The sequence below is a fragment of the Synechococcus sp. H55.10 genome, from assembly GCF_047502715.1.
In the GTDB taxonomy this organism is placed as follows: Bacteria; Cyanobacteriota; Cyanobacteriia; order Thermostichales; family Thermostichaceae; genus Thermostichus.
On sequence record NZ_JANSJJ010000309.1, the window covers coordinates 1 to 24,895 of the forward strand.

At 59.4% G+C, this 24,895-nt stretch carries 26 protein-coding genes, 1 tRNA gene and 1 pseudogene; 16 read left to right on the top strand and 12 right to left on the bottom strand.

Annotation, left to right across the window (positions count from 1 at the left end; genetic code table 11):
• A pseudogene (locus NW858_RS14165) lies at nucleotides 1–195 on the bottom strand (TolC family protein); the annotation flags it as partial.
• 202 nt (nucleotides 196–397) lie between these two features.
• On the opposite strand from NW858_RS14165, the gene NW858_RS14170 reads away from it, so the two are divergent.
• The 3 genes from NW858_RS14170 (at nucleotide 398) to ubiE (ending at nucleotide 2,332) form a co-directional block, all read left to right on the top strand.
• On the top strand, nucleotides 398–652 hold the full coding sequence (locus NW858_RS14170; protein WP_414334100.1) for a hypothetical protein: 255 nt from the start codon (nucleotides 398–400) through the stop codon (nucleotides 650–652).
• A gap of 121 nt (nucleotides 653–773) precedes the next feature.
• Nucleotides 774–1,499: a hypothetical protein gene (locus NW858_RS14175; protein ID WP_414520733.1), complete on the top strand. Its 726-nt coding sequence runs from the start codon at nucleotides 774–776 to the stop codon at nucleotides 1,497–1,499.
• A gap of 89 nt (nucleotides 1,500–1,588) precedes the next feature.
• Nucleotides 1,589–2,332 carry a bifunctional demethylmenaquinone methyltransferase/2-methoxy-6-polyprenyl-1,4-benzoquinol methylase UbiE gene (gene ubiE, locus NW858_RS14180; protein ID WP_414338347.1) on the top strand — a complete coding sequence of 248 codons (744 nt, stop codon included), beginning with the start codon at nucleotides 1,589–1,591 and terminating at the stop codon, nucleotides 2,330–2,332.
• A 462-nt stretch (nucleotides 2,333–2,794) separates the two neighbouring features.
• Here ubiE and NW858_RS14185 read toward each other — a convergent pair whose 3' ends face one another.
• Nucleotides 2,795–3,664, bottom strand: coding sequence for a SpoIID/LytB domain-containing protein (locus NW858_RS14185; protein ID WP_414334095.1), 870 nt, complete (start codon nucleotides 3,662–3,664; stop codon nucleotides 2,795–2,797).
• Nucleotides 3,665–3,714: 50 nt separating this feature from the next.
• Nucleotides 3,715–5,004: an MFS transporter gene (locus NW858_RS14190; protein ID WP_414520734.1), complete on the bottom strand. Its 1,290-nt coding sequence runs from the start codon at nucleotides 5,002–5,004 to the stop codon at nucleotides 3,715–3,717.
• Between the two features lie 193 nt (nucleotides 5,005–5,197).
• Between NW858_RS14190 and yidD the strand changes: the two genes are divergently transcribed.
• Nucleotides 5,198–5,476, top strand: coding sequence for a membrane protein insertion efficiency factor YidD (gene yidD / locus NW858_RS14195; protein ID WP_414334091.1), 279 nt, complete (start codon nucleotides 5,198–5,200; stop codon nucleotides 5,474–5,476).
• A gap of 70 nt (nucleotides 5,477–5,546) precedes the next feature.
• Here the strand turns inward: yidD and NW858_RS14200 are convergent, their stop codons facing one another.
• Nucleotides 5,547–5,963 carry a RidA family protein gene (locus NW858_RS14200; protein ID WP_414520743.1) on the bottom strand — a complete coding sequence of 139 codons (417 nt, stop codon included), beginning with the start codon at nucleotides 5,961–5,963 and terminating at the stop codon, nucleotides 5,547–5,549.
• A 140-nt stretch (nucleotides 5,964–6,103) separates the two neighbouring features.
• Here NW858_RS14200 and NW858_RS14205 point away from each other — a divergent pair, with 140 nt between their 5' ends.
• Nucleotides 6,104–6,454 (top strand): phenylpyruvate tautomerase MIF-related protein, encoded by a 351-nt coding sequence (locus NW858_RS14205; protein WP_414369002.1) that lies wholly within the window; start codon nucleotides 6,104–6,106, stop codon nucleotides 6,452–6,454.
• Nucleotides 6,455–6,612: 158 nt separating this feature from the next.
• Nucleotides 6,613–7,278 carry a TVP38/TMEM64 family protein gene (locus NW858_RS14210; protein WP_414520735.1) on the top strand — a complete coding sequence of 222 codons (666 nt, stop codon included), beginning with the start codon at nucleotides 6,613–6,615 and terminating at the stop codon, nucleotides 7,276–7,278.
• A gap of 53 nt (nucleotides 7,279–7,331) precedes the next feature.
• Here NW858_RS14210 and gshA read toward each other — a convergent pair whose 3' ends face one another.
• Nucleotides 7,332–8,468, bottom strand: coding sequence for a glutamate--cysteine ligase (gene gshA, locus NW858_RS14215; RefSeq protein WP_414520736.1), 1,137 nt, complete (start codon nucleotides 8,466–8,468; stop codon nucleotides 7,332–7,334).
• A 167-nt stretch (nucleotides 8,469–8,635) separates the two neighbouring features.
• On the opposite strand from gshA, the gene NW858_RS14220 reads away from it, so the two are divergent.
• The 6 genes from NW858_RS14220 (at nucleotide 8,636) to NW858_RS14245 (ending at nucleotide 14,408) form a co-directional block, all read left to right on the top strand.
• Nucleotides 8,636–10,069, top strand: coding sequence for an NAD(P)/FAD-dependent oxidoreductase (locus tag NW858_RS14220; RefSeq protein ID WP_414520737.1), 1,434 nt, complete (start codon nucleotides 8,636–8,638; stop codon nucleotides 10,067–10,069).
• A gap of 2 nt (nucleotides 10,070–10,071) precedes the next feature.
• Complete coding sequence (locus NW858_RS14225; RefSeq protein WP_414520738.1) at nucleotides 10,072–11,352, top strand: hypothetical protein; 1,281 nt, start codon at nucleotides 10,072–10,074, stop codon at nucleotides 11,350–11,352.
• Nucleotides 11,353–11,409: 57 nt separating this feature from the next.
• Nucleotides 11,410–11,862 carry a hypothetical protein gene (locus NW858_RS14230; RefSeq protein WP_414334079.1) on the top strand — a complete coding sequence of 151 codons (453 nt, stop codon included), beginning with the start codon at nucleotides 11,410–11,412 and terminating at the stop codon, nucleotides 11,860–11,862.
• 136 nt (nucleotides 11,863–11,998) lie between these two features.
• Nucleotides 11,999–13,300 carry a gamma-glutamyl phosphate reductase gene (locus tag NW858_RS14235; protein WP_414338325.1) on the top strand — a complete coding sequence of 434 codons (1,302 nt, stop codon included), beginning with the start codon at nucleotides 11,999–12,001 and terminating at the stop codon, nucleotides 13,298–13,300.
• Between the two features lie 130 nt (nucleotides 13,301–13,430).
• The gene (locus tag NW858_RS14240) at nucleotides 13,431–14,072 is read left to right on the top strand and encodes a hypothetical protein (RefSeq protein WP_414334076.1); all 642 of its coding nucleotides are present in this window, start codon (nucleotides 13,431–13,433) and stop codon (nucleotides 14,070–14,072) included.
• A gap of 3 nt (nucleotides 14,073–14,075) precedes the next feature.
• The gene (locus NW858_RS14245; protein ID WP_414334074.1) at nucleotides 14,076–14,408 is read left to right on the top strand and encodes a DUF3493 domain-containing protein; all 333 of its coding nucleotides are present in this window, start codon (nucleotides 14,076–14,078) and stop codon (nucleotides 14,406–14,408) included.
• Between the two features lie 7 nt (nucleotides 14,409–14,415).
• Here the strand turns inward: NW858_RS14245 and NW858_RS14250 are convergent, their stop codons facing one another.
• Nucleotides 14,416–14,805, bottom strand: a complete 390-nt coding sequence (locus tag NW858_RS14250; RefSeq protein ID WP_414334072.1) for a hypothetical protein — start codon at nucleotides 14,803–14,805, stop codon at nucleotides 14,416–14,418.
• 244 nt (nucleotides 14,806–15,049) lie between these two features.
• Between NW858_RS14250 and psaC the strand changes: the two genes are divergently transcribed.
• Nucleotides 15,050–15,298 (top strand): photosystem I iron-sulfur center protein PsaC, encoded by a 249-nt coding sequence (psaC, locus tag NW858_RS14255; protein WP_244348937.1) that lies wholly within the window; start codon nucleotides 15,050–15,052, stop codon nucleotides 15,296–15,298.
• A 16-nt stretch (nucleotides 15,299–15,314) separates the two neighbouring features.
• On the opposite strand, the gene nadD is transcribed toward psaC, so the two are convergent.
• A complete protein-coding gene (gene nadD / locus NW858_RS14260) occupies nucleotides 15,315–15,977 on the bottom strand; it encodes a nicotinate-nucleotide adenylyltransferase (RefSeq protein ID WP_414520739.1) in 663 nt (220 codons plus the stop codon).
• Nucleotides 15,974–16,588, bottom strand: a complete 615-nt coding sequence (ruvA, locus tag NW858_RS14265; protein ID WP_414334069.1) for a Holliday junction branch migration protein RuvA — start codon at nucleotides 16,586–16,588, stop codon at nucleotides 15,974–15,976. Before ruvA ends, nadD begins: the two co-directional genes overlap by 4 nt.
• Nucleotides 16,589–16,696: 108 nt before the next feature.
• Here ruvA and NW858_RS14270 point away from each other — a divergent pair, with 108 nt between their 5' ends.
• Complete coding sequence (locus NW858_RS14270) at nucleotides 16,697–17,632, top strand: alpha/beta fold hydrolase (protein ID WP_414426897.1); 936 nt, start codon at nucleotides 16,697–16,699, stop codon at nucleotides 17,630–17,632.
• On the opposite strand, the gene NW858_RS14275 is transcribed toward NW858_RS14270, so the two are convergent.
• A complete protein-coding gene (locus NW858_RS14275) occupies nucleotides 17,629–18,162 on the bottom strand; it encodes an HNH endonuclease (protein ID WP_414334103.1) in 534 nt (177 codons plus the stop codon). The genes NW858_RS14270 and NW858_RS14275 overlap by 4 nt on opposite strands.
• A gap of 103 nt (nucleotides 18,163–18,265) precedes the next feature.
• Here NW858_RS14275 and lnt point away from each other — a divergent pair, with 103 nt between their 5' ends.
• Nucleotides 18,266–19,843: an apolipoprotein N-acyltransferase gene (lnt, locus tag NW858_RS14280; protein ID WP_414520740.1), complete on the top strand. Its 1,578-nt coding sequence runs from the start codon at nucleotides 18,266–18,268 to the stop codon at nucleotides 19,841–19,843.
• Between the two features lie 82 nt (nucleotides 19,844–19,925).
• Nucleotides 19,926–19,998 (top strand) — tRNA-Thr (locus NW858_RS14285).
• A gap of 66 nt (nucleotides 19,999–20,064) precedes the next feature.
• Here NW858_RS14285 and NW858_RS14290 read toward each other — a convergent pair.
• The 3 genes from NW858_RS14290 to NW858_RS14300 form a co-directional block, all read right to left on the bottom strand.
• Nucleotides 20,065–22,362, bottom strand: a complete 2,298-nt coding sequence (locus tag NW858_RS14290) for a DUF1796 family putative cysteine peptidase (RefSeq protein WP_414520741.1) — start codon at nucleotides 22,360–22,362, stop codon at nucleotides 20,065–20,067.
• 329 nt (nucleotides 22,363–22,691) lie between these two features.
• Complete coding sequence (locus tag NW858_RS14295) at nucleotides 22,692–24,026, bottom strand: sensor histidine kinase (RefSeq protein ID WP_414520742.1); 1,335 nt, start codon at nucleotides 24,024–24,026, stop codon at nucleotides 22,692–22,694.
• A 24-nt stretch (nucleotides 24,027–24,050) separates the two neighbouring features.
• Nucleotides 24,051–24,656 (bottom strand): tRNA-(ms[2]io[6]A)-hydroxylase, encoded by a 606-nt coding sequence (locus tag NW858_RS14300; RefSeq protein ID WP_414520744.1) that lies wholly within the window; start codon nucleotides 24,654–24,656, stop codon nucleotides 24,051–24,053.
• Nucleotides 24,657–24,895: the final 239 nt, after the last annotated feature.

A 24,895-nucleotide genomic window follows, 5' to 3' on the forward strand; every position in this document is an offset into this window, starting at 1 on the left:
GGTGAGGATTTCGCGGCTGTTGGGCAGAGCAAAAGTAGCGGAGCCAGGGGCTTCCGGCTGGGCAAGAGCAGGAGCAACCCAGAGCAGACTCAACAGTAGGCCACAGGGGGCGGAACGGGCAAGGTGCAACTGGGATCCCGCCAAGCCCATCTGCCCTTGAGGAAGTCGCAGCGGATCCCCAGCTACATTTTCCATCGCCATTGCGTTGGGATTCTCAACATCACCCCTAGCAGTATCGCAGAATGAAAGACAAATATAAAACGGTTTTCCACAGGATCTCTTGCTGCTCCGCTGACCTGCCCGACCTGCGTCCGGTGGGATTTGCGCTCTGCCCAAGCACTGGGTTCGATGGAATGCCACCAAGTAGATTTAGGATCTGAGTAGCACGAGTTCAGCCATGACCAGTCCCAAGCCGGCATCTTCTCCCCCCCAAAACTCTCCGCCCCTCTGGCTCAGCCTGGCGTTGGGGCTCACCACCGCTCCGGTTCTGTTGGGCCTGGTCTTGGCGGATCGGGCCGGCAAATGGCTGGGATCCCTGAGCTGGGAAGATCCGGGTTGGTGGCTGGGGGAACGGCTGCCCAACTTGGACAGGGCCACGCTGCAGGCCCATGAGCAACAGCGCAAAAACTCTGCCCCAGTCGAGAATTCTTAGCTTCCCTATTGCTTGCGTATCATAGGTAAAGCGAATCTGCAGCAGGAGTTAACAGCCTTTGCGTAGACTGGCCAGACCGCCGCAGGAGTTCACCTCCGGGTTCTCGGGGGTGCTGTTTTGGTTGAGCGCATTCCTCTTCACGGCGGTGGTGAGCGCTTGTCTGGGCTATCTATTCGGCCAACGAGCCCTATCGGGGGTTTCTTCTCCCGTCACCGGTTCCGGTCAGGCTTCTCGCTCCCGCGCAGTTCGGGATCCCCGCAGCGTGCCCTTGCTGAACGAGGCTGAGGTGATCGCAGCAGCGGAAGCAAACCTTCGCCCACTCCCAACGCCTACCCCTCTTTTCACGGCAACGCCCACGCCAGTCGCAACACCTACCCCAACGCCCACCCCCCGCCTGTCGCCTGAGTTGGCGGCGGCCCCCTCTCCAACGCCTACCCCCCGACCTGTCACTCCATCTCCGCCGCCGCCCCGCGCCTCGTCACCGGCGCCCACCCCACCTCCCCTCCCTCGGCAAGTTGCCACCGGTGGCCAGGTTGCCATGCAGGTGCTCTCGGTTCGTCGCGAGGGAAGCCAAGTAGTCTTGAATGTGGCTATGCAGAACAACTCGTCAGAGACGGTGCGCTTTCTCTACAGCTTCATGAACGTTACCGACGACAACGGACGCTCGATCAACGCTCTTGCCCAAGGTTTGCCGGGGGAGTTGCCCCCCAACAGCCAAGTTTTCCAGGGCATCATCCGCATCCCAGCTTCCAGCTTGGCCGGATCCCGCTCCCTGTCCCTGAGTTTGGCCGATTACCCCAGCCGCCGCCACCGAGTGGGAGCCAGCGGGATCCCGGTGCCGCCCTAGCCCCTCTCTTCTTTTGGCTTCAGGCCGGCGATCCGTTCGCGCTCTTGGGGCTAGATCCCCAGGTCTTTACAGGGAAACATGAGGTGGCAGTGCCCAGTCCAACCTTTGAACAGCCTGAGCAAATCCGAGAGCTCTTCGACCGCATTGCTCCCCACTACGACTTCTTTAACCAAACCTTGAGCTTGGGTCTCCATCAGGTTTGGAAGCGCATGGCCGTGCGTTGGTCGGGCGCCAGCTCAGGGGATCACGTGCTGGATCTGTGCTGCGGAACCGGCGATCTGGCCCTGCAGTTGGCCCGCCGAGTAGGACGCAGGGGTCGTGTAGTGGGCCTAGATTTCTCTCCCGCCATGCTGAACATTGCCCGGCACCGCTCCCGGCAGCTATTCCCTAACCATCCCATCGAGTGGGTTCTAGGAGACGCTCTGACCTTGCCTTTTCCCAACGATAGCTTCGATGCCGTTACCATGGGCTACGGCTTGCGCAACGTGAGCGATATTCCCCAAGCCTTGCGCGAGATCCGACGGGTGCTAAAGCCGGGGTGCCGTGCCGCCATTTTGGATTTTCATCGCCCTACAGGGATCCCTTTTCTCGAACACTTTCAGCGCTGGTACTTGAACACCCAGGTCGTTGCCCAGGCCAAAGCCTTGGGACTGGGATCCGAATATGCCTACATCGATCCCAGCCTGGATCGCTTTCCATCTGGAGAAGAGCAACGGCGAATAGCCCTGCAGGCAGGGTTTGCTAGCGCCAAATTTTACCCCCTAGCGTGGGGCATGATGGGAGTACTGGTGATTGAGGCCTGTCACTGCGATCGTCAGTGTAGCGCCTCATAGGGATCCTTTGGCCTCCGCCTAAGTAGATAGGGATCCACCTGAGGCTCAGGCTCTGACCTAAACCATTGGTAGCAAACAAGCTGGACATCTTCTTGATTAAAAAACGGTGGATTCTGATGGTGAGAGGGGAGATCCTTGTACAATTCCTCATCAATAAACAACTCATCCAGCGAGTCAATTAGATTGGCAACATCCCGATCCTTCTGATAAGTTTCCCAAAGTTTCTTACAGTCTCTCTTCTATGTACGAATGCTTTTGATATGGGTAGCCAAGTCCAGCTTCCACCCCGTTCTCACGGGGAATTTTTGCGCTGGGTAAACCGGTTTATGGGCAGCGTTCAGATCCTAACTCCTCCAGAACTGGCTGAGCAGCATGCCAAGCTGGCTGAGGAACAGTTGCAGAGGTACCTAGAGCACACTCGATGCGGGCAAGATAGAAGGCCGGGATGAGACGTCGAGGATCTCACTCCGGCAGACGGGCCAAGCTGACCCCTCGGTAGTAATAGGCCAAAATTTGGTGGTAAGTCCAGCCCTGACGGGCCAATTCTTGGGCGCCCCACTGGCTCATGCCAATGCCATGCCCGTACTTGGGATAGGGGCTAAAATCCGGCAGACTTCTCAAGTAGGGGATCCCGCTCACCCCAACGGTTTGGCTGCCGGCGCTGGCGCTGTACATGGCGTTTACAAATTGCCCCCCATACACCATGACGATGCCGCGGGTGGCGTGTGTTGCTGCTAGGGCGGCGGCTGAGCGCTGCGAGAGGCCCCGATACACCTGGGAGCGGGTGTCGCTAAACACATCAAACCAGCCGCGGGAATTGCGGTGGTGAAGAACATAGGTGCGGGCCGCCACCGCCTGGGCCTTGAGGGCCTCGGGTAAGAAGCGGGATCCCATCTCGGCTTCCACCACGCCGGCCACGTAGTCTTCTAGATCCACGTAGTTGATGGCCATTACCCTGTTATACCCGGTCAAGAGCACCTTGCCGGAATACCAGCGGCCATCCACCGCCACCAGGCCACCCGCTGGCGGCTCGATGAACAACACCGGGCTGACCACCCCCTGCAGGCGCACCCCTTGAGGGCCGGGCTGGGCCAGAAACCCTTGCATGGGCGGCAACTCGGCCAGCACCTCTTGGCGGCTGTTGGTCAGTTGGGCGGGGCGAGAAACGCCCACCACCACAGGGGCGGTGGCATCGGCCAATTGCACGCGCACCGTCACCCCCCAAGCGCTCTCTATCCATCCCCCTAAGGTGCCCACCAGCAGGGATCCCATCAGGGCAAGCCAACCCCGTGCTCCCATAGCCTCTGTCCAGAGTTCTTTTTTGTACAGCAACCCCAGCCTAGGATAGAGCAAATCGGACTTGGGAACGAAAATCAGGGTGCCTAAAGGGCGGGACGGGATCCCGTTGACAAGGGAGCGGGCGGATGGGGTTGCTCCAAAGGGAGAGAATCAGGTTGTCGAAACCGATCCGGTTCCAGGCCCAAGGCAAAGCACAGGGAGGACGCCGGTCGTCCATTGGAGAAGCAGAGAAAAGCTCCCAGCGAAGCCAATGCCAGAAGGGCCGCATAGCCGAACATGGCCCGATAGCCGGATCCCAGCGCCAGGGTGCCCAGGATCGGCCCCGCCAGCCCAATGCCCAAGTCAAACCCACACATCACCAAGCTGAACAAACGCCCCCGCTCCGCCGGCTCAGAGCGATCGGCTACCAGGGCGGAGATCAGCGGGATCAAGGTGCCAAAACCCGACCCCACCACGATCCCGGCGACAAGAAAAGCCCCGACGCTGTCGGCAACCAACAGGATCCCCATCGCCAGAGCATAGGTGGCCAAGCTCAGAGAGATAAACGGCCCCCGCCCGTAGCGATCGGAAGCGCGACCAGCCAGCAGGCGCACGCCGAAGCTGGCAAAGGCCACCGCCGTATAAAAAAGACCGGGATTGAGGGGAACTCCGACCTCTTGGATCAACAGGGCCACAAACGTGGTCTGGGTGCCGAAGGCCAGCCCCACCAAGAGCATGACCCCAGCGAGAGAGCACACCTTGGGCTTGAGCACAAGGCTCCAAAACGCTCCATCCGGGGGCAGGGATCCCCAACCCCCACGGCGCTGCTCGCGAACCGATTGGGTACAGAGAAAGCCCACCAACCCCAGCAGAGCGGCAAAGAGAAACAGAGGGCCATAACCAACCAGCTCCTGCAAAAAGCCGCCCAAAGCAGGGCCGATGGCTACACCAATGGGATTGACCAAACTCATGTAGCCCAAGATCTCGCCGCGTTTTGCTTCCGGGGCAAAATCCGCCACCAAAGTAACGTAGGCGGTGGCAAAAGCGGCGATGCTGATCCCGTGAAAGGCCCGCACCAGCGCTATCCACGGGATCCAATCCCAGAGCCAGTACCCCAAAGGCGCCATCCCCGCCGCGCCCATGCCGATGAGCAAGACGATCCGGCGACTGTGGCCATCCGCCAGCCGCCCCAACCAAGGGCGAAAAGCCAGCAGCCCAATCGAGAAGGCCCCCATCACCAAGCCCACCTCTTGGCTGGTGCCGCCCACATCCCGGACGTAGAGCGGCAGTGTGGGCAACAGCGAAGACAGACTGGCCCAAAAGAGCAGCCCGGCCACGAAGAGAATGCCCAAGTTGCGCCGCTGCGCCGGCTGTAGCTGCCCGAATACCCTCACGCCCACTCCCGATGAAACTCTCACAACCCTGCCAGGGAGCAAAGCCGTCTCCACAGCATCCCTGAACAGGAATATTACGAAATGTCTATTTGGGTGCTGACTTTTTCAATCTTAACCTCTTGTCTGGAACTGTGCAGGATCCCTGTTCAGGGGCAGCCGTTAGCCTGGAAGTGGCCTTTTTGTACGCTCGCCTATGGTGGAACGGTCGGATCCCTTGACTCGCGGTTTGGTTGCCCTGATTCGGGGCTACCAGATAGGCATCTCCCCTTGGCTGCCTCCTGCCTGCCGCTACTACCCCACCTGCTCCCAGTACACCCTGGAAGCGGTGCGGCGCTACGGCGCCATCCGAGGCAGTTGGCTGGGGATCCGCCGCCTCTGCCGCTGCCACCCTTGGCATCCGGGGGGCTACGACCCGGTGCCCGACTTGCCAGGATCCGCACCTGACGAAACTTATCGCCCCAGCCGAGATTGATTGACGAGGGGGATCCTTCTCAGGCCAAGATCGGTGTTGCCGGAAAAGGCTGTATCTGGGAGCCGGTCAGTCAGGAATAGCAGGCCACCGCCTCGATTTCCACCAAGGCATTCAAAGGCAGGCCAGCCACCTGCACGCAAGAGCGGGCCGGTGCCGGGTCTGCGGCAAAAAACTCTCGATAAACCTCGTTCATGGCGGCAAAGTCTTTCATATCCGCCAAGAAAACCGTGGTCTTCACCACATTGGCCAGGCTCGTGCCCCCTGCTTCCAGCACCGCCTTCAGGTTCAGCAACGCCTGCCGAGTTTGCGAGGCAACATCTTCCCCCGCCAGCTTGCCAGTTTTGGGATCCAGGCCCACCTGGCCGGCGGCAAACAGAAAAGGCCCCGAAGCAACAATGCCCTGGCTGTAAGGGCCGACAGGAGCAGGAGCGGCCTCGGTTTGTACAGCACAAGGGCCTGGCCCGGTTTGGCCCTGCGGATGGCCCATCGCGGAATTGGCCAGATTGCTCGGCTCCATAGAGGTTTGCCCCCGTGAAGAGAAGCTCTTTCGCTACGCTACCACAGGCGGATCCCAGAGAAGACGAACCCGCAATGCCAAAATAGGCTTGTCGGGAAGAAAAAGTGCTCATGCCCTTGATCAAGTTGCAAACCTCTCTGCAGCCAGAACCTGCCACCGTGGCCGAGCTGCTCAAGTTCCTCTCTGCTGCTCTGGCTAAGCAGTTGGGCAAGTCGGAAGCCTACGTAATGACTGCTTTTGAAGGAGGGATCCCGATGACCTTTGCCGGCAGCGCCGATCCCTGCTGCTATGTAGAGATCAAGAGTATTGGGCAGTTTTCCGCCGATCAAACCCGATCCCTGAGCGAGTTTTTTTGCAGCACCATCGAGGACAAATTGGGGATCCCCAAGAAGAGGATTTACATTGAGTTCGGCGATGCCAAAGGCTATCTTTGGGGATGGAACGGCACGACCTTTGGGTGAAAGCTACTTCACACAAGTCAAGCATCTCCTCGCCTGGCTGCTCCAGCCTATCTAGCAAAAGCTTTTTGACGCTCCCGACCGCTGTGGCAGACCCCACCCAACCCAGAACAAATCCCGCAAAGCAGCAGCTTCTGCTGAAGCTTGCTGGCGTTTTGGGCGTGGCCGTTCTTGTTTTTTGGGCAGCCCATCGATTGGGATTTTTTGGAGTTATTCAAGACTGGTTCGCCGAGGCTCTGGGCTGGGTGGAAGGCTTGGGGCCGGTGGGGCCGGTGCTTTTCATTGCCATCTACATTGTGGCCACTGTGCTGCTTCTGCCGGCTTCGGTGCTGACCTTGGGCGCAGGGGCTGTGTTTGGGGTGCTGGCTGGGGCTTTGTACGTGCTGATTGGGGCAACCATTGGAGCCAATTTGGCCTTTCTCATTGGGCGCTACTTGGCGCGGGAACGGGTGGCCAGATGGATCGAGGGCAATCCCCGGTTTGCGGCCATCGATCGGGCGGTGGGGCGCGAGGGATGGAAGATCGTCGGCTTGATTCGTCTGTCGCCCGCCTTTCCCTTTAATCTGCTCAACTACGCTCTGGGACTGACCCAAGTTTCTTTTCTGGATAACCTGCTGGGCACCGTCGGGATCGTGCCGGGCACCTTTATGTATGTGTACATCGGCTCGCTGGCGGGATCCCTGGCCAACAGGGAAGGCCTGGATCCCCAAGCGCAAATGGTTCAGTGGGCCGTTCGCCTTGTGGGCCTCATCGCCACCGTAGCTGCCACCGTCTACATCACCCGTGTGGCTCGGCAAGCCCTACAGGAAGTGGTGGAGCCTGTCTAGGCCAATCCAAGTCAGGTTTGAACTGGGGAGCCCGCCCACCCTTGCGCAGAGGCTTAGCCAACCAGTTGGCAGAGGGTCTCTTGTCTTTCTCGGTCTTGTTCGGCCAGTTCCTGGATGGCGCGTTGGTACACCTGGGCGGGTGTGGATCCCTGGTTAACCTGTCTCAGCCAGCGCTGGGCCTCATTGCCTTCCTGGAGCAGGGTTTGCAAGGGAGCCAAGAAGCAACCCAGCCCCTGGGGCTGGCCCAGGCGCCAGGCTTCGGTCAGCAGCTCTTCAATCCACTCCTGGGCTAAGCGTTCGCGGCCAGTGCGCCAGTCGAGCAAGCGGGCTTGCAGCGATTCTCGAGCAGCAGCCTGCTCGTTGGCCTCGCAAAGGCTCTCCAGCTCCGCTGGGGTAAAAGGCCCCCCCAAGGGATCCAGCGCCTCCGGCTGAGATAGCAATTGCCAGAGGCGGGCCTCTACTAGGGCGGTGATGGCCAGAATCATCACCGGATCCGCCACCAGGTCGCAGATGCGCAGCTCCACCCGGTTAAGCTGGTAGGGCCGCTCCGGGCCGTTGGGCCGCACAGAAGCCCAGAGGTGGCGTACATTCTGCATCGTGCCCAGGGCCAGTTGCTCCTGCATCCAGGTGATGTAATGGGCGTGATCCCGGAAGAAGGGCACCTGGGCTGGCGTTTTGGGAAACACCTGCCAACGGCTGGAATGATAGCCCGTTACCTGGCCGTCCAGAAAAGGAGAAGAAGCGCTCAGGGCCAAATAAAGAGGGGCTTCCGCCCGCAGCAGGCGACAGGCGAGGAAGATGGCCCCCGTATCCGGCAGGCCGACATTGATGTGGATGCTGGCGGTCACCACCCGCGTGCCGTAGGTGCGCTCGATGTAGTCGTGGTAGGGGTTGCCCGGATCCGAGCGCTCGAAGTGGTCGCTGCCGCCCAGAGCCAGGGTGCTCCCCGGCAGCAAGGTGTAGGGGCCCAGGCGGCGCAAAAATTGCCGCAATTGCAGCCGGGGTTGTAGCAGGGCGCAGAGCAGGTCTTCGTAGCGGCGGAGAGGAGGAGTGATGTATTCAACGTTGCGCCGATCGGGTTCTCGCACAAACTCCGGCAAAGCCTGGCAGATGCGATCCGATAAGCCCACCACTTCCCCGGCGGCGGTGCCGGTGTACATTTCTACCTCAAAGCCCTTGGTCAACAGCACAGGCCAGCCTCCAGCCGCAGTCTTGATCAGTCTAACCTTTTCTCCCCTCCCTCTCTTGTTACCCATTTTCCTGGGAATTTGCAGGAGATTGGCTGCCGAAGAGGCAGTTTCTCGCTCTGCCGTACAATGTCGGCAACGCTTGAAGACGATCGTGAGGAAGGGACGGAGTGCGGGATCCTATCTATATCCTAGGGGCGGGGCCGGCGGGCATGGCGGCTGCCTATCGCTTGACCCAGCTAGGCTTCCCCGTGGTGGTGGTGGAACGAGAAGACAAGGTCGGGGGCCTGGCCAAAAGCATTCGCTACCAGGGGTTCATTCTCGACTACGGCCCGCACCGGTTTTTTACCAAGATCCCAGCGGTGCTGGAGCTGTGGAACCGGGTTTTGGGATCCGAACAAGTGACTGTCCGGCGGCTTACCCGCATCTACTACCGCGAGCAATATTTTCAGTACCCCATTCAAGCCTGGGAAGTCCTGCGCAAAGTCGGCTGGTGGGAAAGTCTGCGCATTGTCCTTTCCTATCTCTGGGCGCAACTCATCCCCCGCCCAGCTCCCCAGAACTTTGCCGACTGGGTCAAGGGAAAATTCGGCACCCAACTTTTTCAAATGTTCTTTAAGGGCTACACGGAAAAGCTGTGGGGGATCCCTTGTACCGAAATCAGTGCCGATTGGGCTGCCCAGCGCATCAAAGGTCTTAGCCTTGGGCAAGCCATCCGCAAGGCCCTGGGGTGGAACCGCGGCTCCGTCAAATCACTGATTGACCAATTTCAGTTTCCTCGCCTGGGATCCGGTCAGCTCTACGAAAAAATGCAGGAGTTTTTGCTGGCCGAGGGCCAAAAAGTTTGGCTAAATACAGAGGTCATTGCCCTTAGGCAGGAGGGATCCCGGATTGTCGAGCTGCGACTGCGCCATCTTCAGGATGGAAGTGAAACATGGGTCTCCCCCTCCCACGTCATCTCTTCGATCCCTCTGACAGTGTTGGTGCAGAGCCTGCGGGAACTGCCTCCCCCAGAAGTGCTGCAGGCAGCCCGCAACCTCAAGTTTCGCAACACGGTTTTGGTTTACTTGATTGTGGAGGGATCCCAGCTTTTCCCCGACAACTGGCTGTATATCAACGACCCAACAGTGCAGGTTGGTCGGGTAACCAACTTTGCCAATTGGTCGCCGGCTATGCTCCCCAACCGGGAACAAACCCCCTTGTGCTGTGAGTATTGGTGCAACTTTGGGGATCCCTTGTGGCAAGCCCCTGAGGAGCAATTGCTGGCTTTGGCTGAGAAGGAGCTACGCCAAATTGGCCTGCTGCAAGGCCAGAAGATCCGCGGCGGCTTTGTGGTGCGCCTACCCTGCACCTATCCCATCTACGCCGGCAGCTACAAAGAAGATCTAGCCACTTTGCAGAAGTATCTTGGCCAGTTTGAAAACTTGCAACTGGTGGGTCGCTACGGCTCGTTTAAGTACAACAACCAGGATCACAGCTTGCTGATGGGCCTATTGGCGGCGGAAAACGTCCTCCGCCCCGGCAGCCACGATCTCTGGCAGGTGAACTCCGACAGTGATTACCAAGAAGAGATCAAAGTGCCACCCCCACCTGCGAAGGTCTGACGATGAGCTTCTCTCTTAGCCATCTGTTGCGGCAAAGCCGGCAGCGTCTTGCCCCTTTCTCTATCCAGGTTCTGCTGCCAAGCTTAGCCTTGACAGGGTTGCAGATCTTCTTAATCTCCCTTTGGAGCCAGGAGGATGACTATGCTTCCATCTTCAAGGGTTTAACCCAGTGGGATAGCCATTGGTATTTGGGGATTGTGCGGCAGGGCTATCAGTTTGTCGGCTTTGACAAGATTGCCTACGAGCAGAGCAATGTGGCCTTCTTTCCTGGCTACCCTCTGGCCGTTATTGCCCTCAGCCGCTTGTTGCGGGTTGAGCCTGAGTTAGGGCTTTACCTGACCGCCCAGCTCTTTTGCTGGCTGATGTGGGTTTATCTCCTTCTACTTTACCGTCTCTGGCAGATCCCCTTGCTTTGGCAAGTTTTGGCAAGTTTGATGATCTTGGTCTATCCCAGCAGCTTTTACCTTGTCGTGGGCTACAGCGAATCCCTCTTTATGGCCAGCTTGTTGGGTTTTTTCTACTGGTCGGCCCACTTGAATTCAATGAGGTCAGGACTCCTGGCCGGGATCCACGGTTTGGTGATGAGTGCCACCCGCATTGTGGGTTTGCCGGTGGCGCTGGTTCCTCTGCTGCGGCTATCCCGCCCTTGGTTTTGGACAGCCAGCGCCGTTGTTTTGGCCTTGTCGGGCGGGCTGAGCTTTTTCCTCTACTGTCAGCTCCGCTTTGGCCGCTGGGATCTCTACATGGAAATGCAGCGCTACTTTGGCCCCAGTTCTTTCGATTACCTGGCTATTATTCAACCTCGTACTTATGCCCCCCTCTTTTCTCTTGGGTACTGGCAGTCTTTATTTTCCTTTTCCGAGGCTTTGGGGGATGGGATATGGGCCATTTCCCTCAGTCAACTGTTTGTTCCCCTCACCCTGGGATCCCTAGTTGTTACCAGTTTGCTGGATGGGTGGAGTGTCCTGGCCAGCAAGAGCCAGCGCTGGCGGGAGCGGCTGGGGCTCCATTTGGCTGCCTGGGCCATGTTCTACATCGCTGTAGCCGGCATGAGTCCCCTGGGCCAGCGAAGCATGATTCGCTACTGCCTGCCGGTTCACGTCGTACACGTGCTGGCTCTCGTGCACTGGGCCAAGCACACAGATTTGGGCTTTCTTCCCCTCTGGGCTCGTCCCCACCTGAGCAGAGTTCTCAAGCTGGGCTATGGGCTTCTGGCTCTCATCTTCCTCGTCCTCAACCAAATCTTGACCTGGCGTTACACCCAGCATCTCTGGGTGGCTTGACTCCACTTTCTTGAAGATAGGATGTGAGGGATCCCGACTTCTCCCCAACTAGGAGCTGTGGCGTTTTCTTCTCCCCGCAAGTTGCCTCGGCAGAAATCGTCCCTGCGGGTGGCTCAGCCGATTGAGCCCACCAAGATCTACCCCTGCCCGTGTTGCCATCAGGGTCAGTTGCGCCTGATCACCCTGACCGAGGCTTTTGGCTGCAGCCGTTGCCAGCATATTTTCGCCATCACCCCCGACCGTTTGCATATTGAGCAACTGGCGGTTTCTTATCCCTATCGCAAAATGTGGTTCTGGAACGGCCATCAGTGGGTCTTGCGGCGGGAAAATGCCCTCCAGGGATCCACGCTCTTGGGCCTCACCTTTAGCCTGGGGGTTGTTTTGGTGGTGGGGTTTATCGGTGCGGTGCTCTTTCCCAGCCAAACCCAGTTGCTCAGTTGGTTCCTGATTCTTGGCTTGTTGCTGACCCTGTTGATGGCCACGGCGATCCTGCTGCTGCGGCGGCCTTAAGATTGGCGGGACTTTCCCCGGCGATCCCCTGCAGAATCAGCAGCCCCGGCACTTGTGGATCCAGCCATTTCTTGTTAGCAGTGGTCTGGAGAAGGGAGCAGGTCTGTCGTCGGTCAGCCAGGCAGGAGAGAAGCGAGTGACAGATTTCGGTTCAGCCTTTGACCTAAGCACTACTCTGCGACAGGTACGCCGTTTGCTGCCGCAGATGCAGCGGCTGAGCAGCCAAACCAAGCGCCAGGCCCTGCTGGCTCTCTCGCGTTGTTTGCTGGATCGCTCCGATCTGCTGCTGGAGGCCAATACCCTCGACCTGGAAAGCTGCCGCGAGCAAACCCTGCCGGAGTGGATCCTCAACGGCCTCAAGCTCACTCCTGAGCGCCTGCAGCGATCCGCCCAGTTGCTTGCTCTCTTGGCCCAACAGCCGGATCCCATCGGTAGCCTGGAGAGGGGGTGCCGTCAGGACAACGGGCTGTTTATTGGCCGCTACCGCGTTCCTTTGGGGCTGATCGCCTTGGTCTACGAGATCTACCCCGAGTTTGCCTTGAATGGCATTGGCATGTGTCTCAAGACGGGCAATGGCGTGATTCTGGCCGGCAGCGGCCCTATCCAGAAAACCCATCAGGCCCTGGTCAACCTGTTGGCAGAGACCGCCTACGAGCACGGGATCCCGGAAGGGGCCATTCAAACCCTGCCCGTCCAAGACCAAACGGCCGATCCTCAGGCCGATTCCCCACTGTTGCTGTTGTTGCAGCAAACCCGCTACGTGGATCTGGTGATCCCCTGTGGTCGCCCCGGCTGGGTGGAGTTCCTGTTGCAGGCCAGCAAAGTGCCGACTCTGGTCACCCATCTGGGGTACGGCCACATCTACGTGGATCGCACGGCTCCCTGGCCTTTGGTCAAGTCAGTTGTGTTGGATCCCCTGGCCCAGTATGGCGCGGAAGGGATCCCGATTTATCAGCCCCTCACCCTTTGGCTGCTGATCCACACCGATTGGTCCGCCAATCATCTGACCGCCCTGATTGAAGACTTGCTGGGTCAAGGGATCGATATACAGGCAGCAGCCCCTATTCTGGAGCGATTCCCCCAGCTTCACCCGCTTGGGGAGGGCTTTGACTCCACAGAACAGCCTCATCTGCGCCTACAGCCCGTTGCCGACCTGACGGAGGCGATCGCCTGGATCAACAAAAATGGCTGTCGTCAATCGGAGACGATCCTCACCGATAGCCAATCGGCAGCCCAGCGCTTTCTCCAGGAGGTGGATGCCGCCCTGATCCACCTCAACACGTCCCCCCTCTCGGCAGGCCGGGGAGCCGGGATCCCCACCTTGGGAGCGTTTCGCGACCTGTCTTTGGGCATTTCCACCCAGCGGCTGCACGTGCGCGGGCCCATTGACCTGGAAGCTTTGACAACAGTGAAGGTGGTGGCTCAGGGTGGCCTGTAGCGGGGAAAAGTTGGGATCCCGAACTGCCGTTCTCCCCAAAAGCCAGGAGATGGCGTGAGACTAGAAAGGGAGGGATGCCGGCCCGGTCGTCCGACGTCCAACCCAGCCCAACAGACGGGGGAGAACTCCTTTGGGGATTGACCTGCGCAGTTATGTGTTTTTGGATCGGCTCCAGCCCCAGTACGCGGCCTACCTGGGCACGGTGGCCCAGGGCTTTTTGCCCCTGCCAGGGGATACTTCCCTCTGGGTCGAGATTTCCCCCGGCATCGAGATCAACCGCGTCATGGACATCGCCCTCAAAGCCACTTCGGTGAGGCCTGGGCTGCAGGTGGTGGAGCGCCTCTACGGCCTTTTGGAGGTACACTCCAGCAATCAGGGGGATACCCGCACGGCTGGCCGCGCCATTCTATCTGCTCTGGGGGTGAGCGAACAGGAGCGCCTCAAGCCGCGCATCATCTCCAGCCAGATCATCCGCAACATCGATCCCCACCAAACCCAGTTGATCAATCGTTTCCGCCGCGGCCAAATGCTGTTGGCCGGCCAAACCCTCTACATCCTGGAGGTGCAGCCGGCAGGCTATGCCCCCCTGGCCGCCAACGAGGCAGAAAAATCGGCCCGGATCAACATCCTCGAGGTGATGCCCTTTGGCAGCTTTGGCCGCGTGTACCTGGGCGGGGAAGAGCAAGATATTCTGGCCGCCTGCCGCGCTGCCGAAGCCATTTTGGCGGGGGTTTCCGGTCGGGATCCCCTTCTGTTGCCCGAGGAGGTGTAGTCGATGGCAGAATCGGATCCCAAGTCTTCGCCCAAAGCCAGCTTGCCCCAGGATCCGATGGCGGATCGGGTGAGGCTGCTCACGGAGCTGGCCGCTCCCTATCGGAGTTTGCGGCGCTTCATCTACCTGGCGGTGGGATTCTCGGCCACCATCGGGGCATTTGTATTTTTCTTCCGGGCCTTGGCGGGGCGAGATCTGGAGACCACCCTGCCCAGCTTGGCGCTGCAGTTGGGGATCCTGGCCGGCGCCCTCGGCCTGAACAGGCTGGAAAACCGTTCCCAGCAAAAGCTGGTCAGACAGGTGAAGCAGCGCTTGGGCATCCGACAAGACCGCTAGCCCGGCTCTAAAAATCCCAGTTCTCTGGGCCGGGATCGGAGTCGTCCTCCGCGTCGGCGCTGGGCAGATAACGGCGCTCCCTTGCCGGGGCTTCCTGGGGCCATTTTTGAACTATTTGGATGGCCAGAAAGGCAACCAAGGCAACCAAGACCGCCAAGGTGAGCAGCGGAATCGCCAGGATCACCACCGCGCCCAACACGTAGATGGCCACCTTGGGCAAGGAGGGATCCACCCTCCAGCCGCGGCGGTACACCCACTCGGTGAGCTGCCGATCCCATTGGCGCAGGCGAGGGACGTTCTCTGCGTAGATCTCCTGGAGGATATCGGCCAAAACAGGCCCCAGGCGGCGCATCTGGCCTTGGGTTTGCCTTCTCCAATTCCGCAGCGAGCGTCCCATTGATAGGATCCCTTGCCCTGGTCTTTCTCAGGCGATCCTAGCCCAACGGGAACAACGGCTCCGGGGCCCTTATGACAGCCGTTCCGCTAGCCCAATCCTGTAAATTTGTTTGAACATTTGGATCGGAGCTTGGGGTGTCTTGGCAGGACTACAGTACACTGAGGGCACTTGCGCAGCGATGTTGCTGCCACGCCGATTGGTCAATCTTTTTTAACTTTTCAACCTGCTCGACTGGAGAACGCTAATGGCTCACTCGGTCAAGATCTACGACACCTGCATCGGCTGCACTCAGTGTGTGCGAGCTTGTCCCACCGACGTGTTGGAGATGGTGCCCTGGAAAGGGAACAACAAAGCCGGGATGATCGCGGCCTCTCCCCGCACCGAAGACTGTGTTGGCTGCAAACGCTGCGAAACTGCCTGCCCCACGGATTTCTTGAGCATCCGGGTCTATCTCGGCCCCGAAACCACCCGCAGCATGGGCTTGGCCTACTAAGGGGTTGGGGGTACTTCTACCGGATTGATTCGGAGGGGAGGGATTCCTTCCCTTCTTCACGCTGCAGGTAGAGGCGGTGCTGGCGGATGTAGTGCTCCACGGCAGGGGGCACCAGGTAGCGAATGGATCCCCCCTTTTGGATTTGCCGCCGCAAGTAGGTGGAAGAGAGGGTCAAGGTAGGGGCTTCCAGGATTTCCGCCTGGATGGGCAACTGTTGGGCCACCAACCGCAACACCTGGGCGGCATCGCCGGCATCCACCCGTGGGGCGACAATCCAGTGGCAGAGGCGGGCCAATTCTTCGGCTCGATACCACTGGGGCAGATCCCGCAGGGCATCCACGCCGAGGATCCAGTACCACTGGGTATTGGGTTGCTCCTGGATAAGGCTGCGCAGCGTCTCAATGGTGTAGGAGCGCCCCGGACGGCGGATCTCCAGCTCTGAGCAGGCGAAGCGCTGGTGGTCGGCAATGGCCAGTTTGACCATAGCCAAGCGGTCGGCTTTGCTGGCGCCGGCGGCCAGGGGCTTGTGGGGGGGATCCCCTGCCGGCATCCACAGCACCTGATCCAGGTCAAACTGCCAAAGGGCTTGTTCCGCCATGATCAAATGGCCGTGATGTACAGGGTTAAAGGTGCCGCCCAGGATGCCGATGCGGGGCTGCTTGCGGACAGAGGGGCTCATGGCTGGCGGCTGAGGTAGGTGATGGCATCCCGCAGCCACTCTTCCGTTGGGCGAGGCTGGGAGGGCAAAGCTTGCAGGGCCGCCTGAATTTCTTGAGCGCTGTAGCCCAGGGCCAGCAAGGCCATTTCCACCTCTTCCCGGATGGGCATGGGCGGCCCGCCGGCCAGGGGGCGATCTGCGTTCTCCAAACCTTGTCGCCAGTGGGCCAGCTTGGTTTTCAGCTCCAAGGCCAGCCGCTGGGCCGTTTTGTGACCTACCCCTGGTGCGAGGGAAAGTAGGCGCACGTTTTCGGTCACCACTGCCTGAACCAGCTCCGGCAGGCCAAAGGTATTCAGCAGAGCCAAACCCAGAGCCGGCCCTACCCCCGCAACTTTGATGAGCTCCACAAACAAATCGCGCTCGGCTGGCGAGCCAAACCCGTACAACACCAGCTCGGTCTCTCGCACCACCAAGTGGGTAAACACCCGCACGGGCTCTCCGATGGGGGGCAGTTGCTTGAGAAAACGCGCCGGGGCCTTGACCCGATAGCCGATCCCCTGCACCTCAACGGTGAGGCTGCTGCGCTCTCCCCATTCGATGGCGACGAGGTGGCCGCTCAAAAAGGCGATCATGCTGCAAGTCCAATCCGTGTTTAGGATACTCTGCGCGGCTACAGCTCCAGAGTCGGCTGAGCAGAATTTAAAAGAATCTAGAATAAGAAAAGCTTACAAGCGACTTCTATGGCTTCAACATCGGCATCGGCCACTCCCGTTTCGGCGCGGTGGACTTGGCGAGGGCAGTCGGTTCATTATGTCAAACAAGGCGAGCAGGGTCAGCCTTTGCTCTTGGTGCACGGCTTTGGGGCCTCCACCGACCACTGGCGCAAAAACATTCCCGAATTGGCGCAACACTATCAGGTGTATGCCATCGATTTGCTGGGTTTCGGTCGCTCCGCCAAGCCCAACTGGGACTACCGCACCGAAATCTGGCGGGATCAACTGCGGGACTTTTGCCAACAGGTGATCCGTCGGCCCGTGGTGGGGATCGGCAACTCCCTGGGCGGCTATGTGGTGCTCAGTCTGGCGGCGGAGTGGCCGGAGTGGGTGCGGGGCGTGGTGCTCTTGAATGGGGCAGGGGGGTTCTCCACGCTCAAAGGATCCCCGAGCGGCTGGCGGCAATGGCTGGGCGGATTGGTGGGCTGGGGCCTGCGGCAGCGCCTGGTATCTTACTTGCTGTTTCAGTACTTGCGACAGCCGCACGTGATCCGGGCCAAGCTGAAGCAGGTCTACTACGACCCGGCGGCGGTGACAGACCAACTGGTGGAAGACATCCACCGCCCCACGCGGGATCCGGGGGCTGCCGATGTGTTTGTAGCCTTGATGCGGGGCGGGCAGAAGGGACGCTACGTGGATGAGCTGCTGCGCAGCTTGGTGCGCCCGCTGTTGTTGATCTGGGGAGAACGGGATCCCTGGATGCGGGCCCGCGAGCGCTCTAAGCTCTACCGGGCTCACTACCCTCAGGCGGTGGAATACTTCCTGGAGGCCGGCCACTGCCCTCACGATGAGCGCCCCGAACAGGTCAATGCCCTGATCCACCAGTGGATCGAGACGGGGATCCCGGCCACCACCTCTCCCCCCATTTCCAAAGCTGCCCCCACGTCAGAACTCCATCCTTAGCCGTTGTCCAACGGTTCCTCTTGGGGATCCCCTTCCAGGCCGATGGCGTACTTGGACCATTCTCGGTGGGAACCACTGTCAACCGCTTTGGAGATTTCAAAGTAGAGGGTGCTGTGGGGACGGCGGGGTTGGCGCAGCAGGGGCATACCGGCTTCGCGGGGGGTGCGGTTGCCCTTTTTTACGTTGCAGCGCACACAGGCGCTGACCACGTTCTCCCAAGTATCTCCACCGCCGCGGGAGCGCGGGATCACGTGATCGAGGGTGAGGTCTTCGCCGTAGCAACCGCAGTACTGACAGCGGTGCCCATCCCGGTAGAGGACGTTGCGGCGCGTGAGCGGGATCTCCTTGTGGGGAACGTGGACATAGTGGCGCAGACGAATGACAGTGGGCAAAGGAATGTTGCCGTACACCACTCGACCGTTGTGCTCGATTTGCTCGGCCTTGCCCTTGAGCAGCAGAACAACCGCCCTGCGCCAACTGGTGATGTTGAGCGGCTCGTAGGAGGCATTCAAAACCAAAACCTTGCCCATAGTGCTACGCACCGCTGACGAGATCCCCAAGCCAAGCCGGAAGGCGCCAGACCCCTGAAGTTATGCAAAATGTTAACACAGCTTTAGATTTAGGCGCTTGTTGATGAAGCTGAAAGTGGGAGATTCAACCCAACAGCAGGATCTGCTCCAAAAAGGAAACCCAGGCAGGCGCTGGCTGATGGGGCTGGCCATTCTGCTACTTTGCCTGGGATCCCCCAACCGCTGGCTGCATTGGTTTCCGGGGGCGCTGCTGGGCCTAGCCCCGCTGTTTGACTTGTGCGAACAACAGCAAGGGTGGGCGCGGTGGCGTTTGGCCTATGGCCTTTGGTTTTGGGTTTGCCTGTATGCCTTCTGGGTGGATCCCTTCTCAGTCAAGGTGCTGAGCGCCTGGGAGATCTTGGGGGGCGTGGTGGTGGCCCCCCTGATCCCCCTTTTCTTTACCACTGCTACGCTCCTGAGTTTGCATCTGAGTCATCCCCTGCCGCCTTGGGCGCGTCCGCTGGGCTTGGCCACGGTCTGGACAGGTTTGGATGGGCTGTTGGGCTTGCTCTGGTGGCCTATTCCCTTTCATTGGGGCTCCCTGTTGTTCGATTGGCCCCTTGCCATCCAGGTGGCCGATATCACAGGCATCTGGGGGGTTACCTTTTTTGCTGTGTTTGTCAATGGGGTGCTTTGGCAGATGGCCAGGCAGATGGCCCGAGGATCCCTGAGAACCTGCTTGGATGAGCTGCTCAGGAACAGGGATTTCTGGAGTACGCTCGCCTGGGGCCTGGGGTTGACGGGGCTGGTCTTGGCTTATGGAAGCGTGCGCCTGGCCTACTTCGATGCTGTGGCCAGGGATCCCGGCTTTCGGGTGGCGGCGGTGCAGCAGGTGGCTTGGTTGGAAGCCGATCGCAGTTGGGACTATCGCAGGGAGCGCTACCGGGAGCTGCATCAACTTTCTGCCCAGGGGGTGGCCGCCGGCGCACAATTGGTGATTTGGCCGGAGGGGGCGCTGCGGGCGCGGCTGCTGAATACCGCCCTGGAACCTTATGTGATCGAGCCGATGCAAGCGATTCTGCCGCCAGAAGGCGCTTTGATTACGGGGGCAACAGAGCCGGATCCCCGCACAGCCCATCTGCCGGAGGAGCAGCAGCGATTGTTGAACATGGCCCTGTTGTTCGACGCCCAGGGCAGCTTGCTGGATGGGTTTGGCAAGCAGTGGATCTTTCCCTATTTCGAGTCGGGGCGCTATGTGCCCTCGCCGGATGGCTATCGGCCTTTGGCCGGGGGCGAGCTTTTCGGGCCTTTGGGGGTGATGATCTGCCTGGAGAGCGTGCTGCCTGCGCCCAGCCGCGCTCTAACCCGTCACGGCGCCGAGTCTTTGATCGTGATTTCGGATGATAGCTGGTTTGGCAATAGCCACTGGCCGATGCTGCACGGCAAGCTCTCGGTTTTCCGGGCTGTGGAAAACCGGCGTAGCATGGTGTTTGTCAACAACACCGGCGGCAACCTGGTGGTGGATCCCTCAGGTCGGCTCCAGCAGGTCGGCCCCATCTTTCAGCGGGGGGTGATCACGGGAGAGGTAAGGCGGCGTTCTGAGACCACCTTCTACAGCCGCACGGGGGATTGGTTGGTGTGGCTGACGCTGGGGCTATCTCTGGGGTTGTGGCGCCGGGGATCCCGAGTAAGGCAAGGATGAGGTAAGATCAGTAAGCTTGCCCAGGATCAAGATCGGGATTGCTTGCTCCGGAGTGGCGGGTTCCCCCATCGAATCAACCGTTGCTGATGTAGCTCAGTCGGTAGAGCAGCTCACTCGTAATGAGCAGGTCATCGGTTCGAGTCCGATCATCAGCTTTCTGGATTGAGCACCTTGGAGCGCCTCAAACTTCTGCTCTATCCCCACCCGCCCATTGTCGGCGCCTACAGTTGTGGGGGGCACCAGAAAAGATTGCGGCTAGAGACCCCCAAGGAATGGAGAATATCCCTCATGATCCCTGTGCAGTACTTCCAATGCTCAGGATCTGCACACATGCGGTCGGGGTTAAACTCCAAGTTGTAATGGATAACATTGGGGATCCCTACAAACTCATCGGAAGACTGAAGGGAAATAACCAGCAACAAGAAAGGCTTGCCCCTGCGCTTAGCCGCCAGCTTATCTACCAAGTCAACAACAGCCTCTCGCCGGCAACCGCCTGTGCGCACGAACAAAACTTTATCGGCCTTTTCCAAGACATACAGAAAGCGCTTGGCGCGAGCTGTATAACGAGTCCGCATCCGCTCGTGGATTGGATTCATATTCTGCAGTGGATCTTCCCCTTCTTCCACCTCATGGCCGAAAGAAAGACCTGTCCACTTGCTGTGATAAATTCGCCTGTCTTCAGGGCTGTAGTGCAAATATTGCGGATCCCACATGCCCTGAAACTCGTGGTGGATCATATCGGCCACATCGGCCAAGTTGCTGGTGCGGGTCAGATCAAAAGGAAATGCAGGCCCGTCATATTCCAGCTTGTAGAGCAGCATTCGCACTGCACAGCGATCCCCCAGAGGGACAACGGCAACGCGATGGATATCGGATAAGGCGCACGTGTATTCCAACAACATAACCGAGTTGGGAGCGGCCTTGACCCGGCTTTCCAACCCCCCTTCTCCAATCATCAACGTGCGGAAAGGAGCATCGCGATAGAGGGGATCCTCATAAACCCCTGATGGCAAAGCTCTGAGGGCAGCCCGCACTTCTTTCCACATGGGGTGGATGTTGTACTCGTGATTGCTCCGATTGATCACGCACAGGCGAGGCCTGGGATCAGAAGAGCCTTTTGAAGATCCACTGAGCTTGAGAAGGGTCAACGATCCATCCTCGAAGATCGTTTCTACTGCTTCTGCGGAAAAGAACTGAGCTATTGGGGAGAAGATGAGGTCGGCATCTGCAGGAATGGAGAGGGTGGTTTGAACCGAACTGTCCTCTTGTATGGAAAGTAAATGTAGGGTCTTGTCTCCTATCCTTGCATCGCTTCTGCCAATATACAGTCCCGGCTGCAGGCGTGATTTTTGGAAAGCAGTCTGCAAAGATTGCCAAGTTGGCGCAAGGGTATAAGGGTAGGGGGTTATATTCACGATGCGAAATTGATCTCTGCCTATTTCTGCAGCTACCCAAAAGCCATTGCCGTCTTCAAAAATGATTCGTTCTGCAGTGGATTGAGCCAGCTTTCCACGAGCCGAAAGAACTTGGCCGGGCTCGAAGAGCGAGAGATCGATGGCCTCAAACATAACCCGATGCCCCCTGGAATTGGGGTGAGCGGGGTCAAAAGCAAGGTCTGGTTTCCAGCGGCCCTGGCCATCGTCTAGGATGGGCAGCCAATTGAACACAGGGCATCCCCAACCGAGCATCTTTTGCTGAGTTTCCTGCAGAAGCAGATGCTGTTCTGGACCATAGTCGCCGTGAGGATAGACCCCTGCCAAGATGGGCAAAGCGCCTATATTTTGAATCTTCTCAATCAGGCGTCGCAGGCCGTTTTCAAACCGCCTTTGGACGGCACGTCGATGCTCCGGCAGAGCCGTGGCCAAGCCCTCATTTCCCAACGACAAGGCCACAATTACCACGTCCGGTTGTTCGGGAACGACAACTTGATCAAACCGTGCCAGCGTTCGGCTGACCGTAGCCCCCAATTCCGAGAGATTACGCACCCGATGGCCGTAGCGCTCCCGCAAGGCTTTCTGCAACAGCCAGGCCCAACCTCGCAATAGCCAGGCGCTGCACCCCAGGGCAACGGAGCTACCCAAAACAACTATCTTCAGTCCCGGCAAATCTTCAGGCTCAGGCTCAAGAATAGGGGTGGCAAAATAGCCGTAAGGACAGGAAGGGATCCGGCCAAACTCGCCATCTTCCACGATCAAAACTGATGGCAAAGGCTGAGGCTCAAGCGGCACCCAGCGATTCCTATCGGCAGCTTCCCAAATAACTTCGCCATCGGCCTGAACGCGCAGATATCGGTACTCCACTCGAGGGGTCTCTTGAGGCCACTCCCCGGAGGATAGGGGGCCAGAAGTGCCATCTGCCAGGCCTAATGGCAACTCCACCCACCAGAGCGGATAACAAGCGGGATCCGTCTGCAGCCAAACACAGCGGCTCGGATCCCAGGCGCCCAACCGAGGGCTGGATCCCACCAGGGCAATTCGATCACCGGGCTGAGTGGTGGCGCGAACTTGGAAACGATACATTTTTTTGGAAGTTTTTGGAGGAGGGGGAGAGGAACTTCTCCGGACTTGCCGGTAAACAGACATACTCAAGCAGTCGGCTTACTACCCTGCCGGCAACTTGCAAGAGGAAGTAGAGGCTGGGATCCAGTTCCGCCTCATCTGTCTTAGTCCTGACTTTGCTTTTAAAGAGAAATTCTGAAATCCGGAAACAGAAAATGACGGAAAGTCAGAAAAAGAGCCTCGGCTCAAAAGTAAGGCTATTAAGCCAGGATGTTTGCAGTAAAGAGTAAACTGAACTTTAGTCTGAATTTAACATACTGTCCAAGAATTGTCTGTTTTCTAGAGCACCTTTAGACAGTTTCTGGAGTGCAAGTTTCCAATCGTCGCTGGGGCAAAATCACCTCAAAGGTGGATCCCTGCCCCACCTTGCTCTCAACCCGCACCTGTCCCCGGTGCTGCTCGGCGATGCTTTTGACAATGGCCAGCCCCAAACCTGAGCCCGACCGCCGATTGGGATCCCCGCTGCGGGCCGGATCCACCCGGTAGAAACGGTCGAACAGGTGGGGCAGTGCCTGGGGTGGGATCCCCGGCCCGGTATCTTGCACCTGCAGCACCAGTTCTGGGGATCCGGAGCGCAGCCGCTGTTTTAGCCGCACCTGCACCTCGCCGCCGGGGGGGGTGTGGAGAAGGGCGTTTTCGATTAGGTTGGTGAACAGGCGGGCCAGTTGCTCTTCATCTCCCCAAAAGGCAAAGGGATCCCCTCCCGTCTCCTCTGGGGGGGCGGCCATATCCAGCTTTAGACGGATCCCTTTTTGGTTGGCCAAGCCCTGCAACTCTTCCACCACCTGCAGCAGCAGAGCATCCAGGGCACAGCAGCGGGGCTGGAAAGGCACCATGCCGCTGTCGTGGCGGGCCAGAAACAGCAGGTCGTCCACCAGCCGGCCCAGCCGCAGGCACAGCCGCTCCACCATCTGCCAGCGCTGGCGGGTGTCGGCATCCAATTGGGAGTCTGCCAAAGCCACCTGTACCGTGGTCTGGATGCTGGCCAAGGGGCTGCGCAGCTCGTGGGAGGCATCGGCGGTAAATTGCTTGAGCTGCTGGTAAGACTGGCGGATGGGCTGCATGGCCAAACCGGAGAGCAGCCAGCCGATTGCTCCTACACAGGCCAAACTGGCCGCTACCCAGAGGCTGAGATCCCGAATGAGCTGGCGTGTCGGCTTGCTCACCTCAAACCAGGGGTGGCTGACCCGCAAATACCCCAGCAGCTTCCCACTGGCCAGGATCGGCTCGGTGAACTGGCGCAGCCAATACCCAGGCGCGATGCGGGCGGTGTGCAGGGATCCCTCCGTCAGCAGGGGGGCAGGGATGCCGCCGGGCACGGTGGACCAGATGAGGGATCCCTGGGGATCAAACCACTCCAGGTCGATGTGGTCGTCTGCTAGGGTGCTGGGATCATCCCGAAAGCTGGCTTCCAAGCTGTGGCGGGCCTGCTGCGGGTCCAAGAGGCTCTCGTCCACCACCAGGGAGCGCTCGACAATTTCCACCACATGGCCCAGCGTGTCGTCCACCCGCTCAATCAGGGTTGACTGCACATACCAGTAGAAGCTGCCGGCAAACAGCAACAAAAACACCCCCGTTACCACCGTGTACCAGAGGGCCAGCCACCGCCGCGTTGCCTGGAACATGGGGTTGCACGGGAAGGGGAGAGGTTAGCTGTGGACACGAGGCTCGGGGTGAAGGGTGGAGAGGATCTCGGCTTCCACCTGCAGCAAACCGTCCAGCCGCTCCTGCACCGGCTCGGCGGGGAACTGTTCTAGCGCCAGATCCAAATACAACTGCCAGTGCCGCTCTTCAGCCGCCGCCAGCCAGAGGTAAAACTGCCGCAGCTCCGGGTCGGGGACGTGGATCCCCAGCAGGCCTAGGCGTTCGTGGCTGCGGGCCTCGATGATGGCGGCCACTAGCAGTGCATCCAAGAGATGCTCCGGCTCGGAGCGGCGTAGGTGCTGGTTGAGGCGGCTGGCATAGGGAGCAGCCGAGAGGGGCCTGATCGGGATCCCCAGCCGTTGCAGGTGCCGGTGAACCCGCTCAAAGTGCTGCAGCTCCTCCCGCGCCAGTGGTGAAAGGGCTTCCACCAGCCGCCCGTTGGCGGGGTAGCGAAACAGCAAGCTGAGGGCATTGCCCGCTGCTTTCTTCTCGCAGTTGGCGTGATCTAGCAAGATCAGGTCGAGGTGGCGAATGGCCTGCTCGATCCAGGCCGCGGAAGTTGGCGAGGCCAGTTGTAGCGTCGGCACAGGGTCAGAAGAGGTTGCAGGGATCAACAGCTTCCAAGTTGACCCATCCCGCCCGCTGCGGGAGCAGGGAACGGAACTGGGTCAATCGGATCTTAGCCTTGCCAGCGTACCCCTTTCTGCTAACTCCTAGATCCCGTCTGATGCTCTGGCAGCAGTTGTCCTTATCCCCGGCCCCTCTCCCTGAGGGAGTCAGCCCAAGCGCTCCGCGCCGCTCACGCGACCACCCCCAGCCCCTCTCCCAGAGAGAGTCAGCCCAAGCGCTC

Excerpts from the sequence above, each read along its gene's own strand:
- NW858_RS14170 (WP_414334100.1), top strand. The coding sequence starts at position 398 with ATGACCAGTCCCAAGCCGGCATCTTCTCCCCCCCAAAACTCTCCGCCC.
- yidD (WP_414334091.1), top strand. The coding sequence starts at position 5,198 with ATGGTGGAACGGTCGGATCCCTTGACTCGCGGTTTGGTTGCCCTGATT.
- NW858_RS14200 (WP_414520743.1), bottom strand. The coding sequence starts at position 5,963 with ATGGGCCATCCGCAGGGCCAAACCGGGCCAGGCCCTTGTGCTGTACAA.
- NW858_RS14205 (WP_414369002.1), top strand. The coding sequence starts at position 6,104 with ATGCCCTTGATCAAGTTGCAAACCTCTCTGCAGCCAGAACCTGCCACC.
- NW858_RS14225 (WP_414520738.1), top strand. The coding sequence starts at position 10,072 with ATGAGCTTCTCTCTTAGCCATCTGTTGCGGCAAAGCCGGCAGCGTCTT.
- NW858_RS14245 (WP_414334074.1), top strand. The coding sequence starts at position 14,076 with ATGGCAGAATCGGATCCCAAGTCTTCGCCCAAAGCCAGCTTGCCCCAG.
- NW858_RS14250 (WP_414334072.1), bottom strand. The coding sequence starts at position 14,805 with ATGGGACGCTCGCTGCGGAATTGGAGAAGGCAAACCCAAGGCCAGATG.
- psaC (WP_244348937.1), top strand. The coding sequence starts at position 15,050 with ATGGCTCACTCGGTCAAGATCTACGACACCTGCATCGGCTGCACTCAG.
- nadD (WP_414520739.1), bottom strand. The coding sequence starts at position 15,977 with ATGAGCCCCTCTGTCCGCAAGCAGCCCCGCATCGGCATCCTGGGCGGC.
- ruvA (WP_414334069.1), bottom strand. The coding sequence starts at position 16,588 with ATGATCGCCTTTTTGAGCGGCCACCTCGTCGCCATCGAATGGGGAGAG.
- NW858_RS14270 (WP_414426897.1), top strand. The coding sequence starts at position 16,697 with ATGGCTTCAACATCGGCATCGGCCACTCCCGTTTCGGCGCGGTGGACT.
- NW858_RS14275 (WP_414334103.1), bottom strand. The coding sequence starts at position 18,162 with ATGGGCAAGGTTTTGGTTTTGAATGCCTCCTACGAGCCGCTCAACATC.
- lnt (WP_414520740.1), top strand. The coding sequence starts at position 18,266 with ATGAAGCTGAAAGTGGGAGATTCAACCCAACAGCAGGATCTGCTCCAA.
- NW858_RS14290 (WP_414520741.1), bottom strand. The coding sequence starts at position 22,362 with ATGTATCGTTTCCAAGTTCGCGCCACCACTCAGCCCGGTGATCGAATT.
- NW858_RS14295 (WP_414520742.1), bottom strand. The coding sequence starts at position 24,026 with ATGTTCCAGGCAACGCGGCGGTGGCTGGCCCTCTGGTACACGGTGGTA.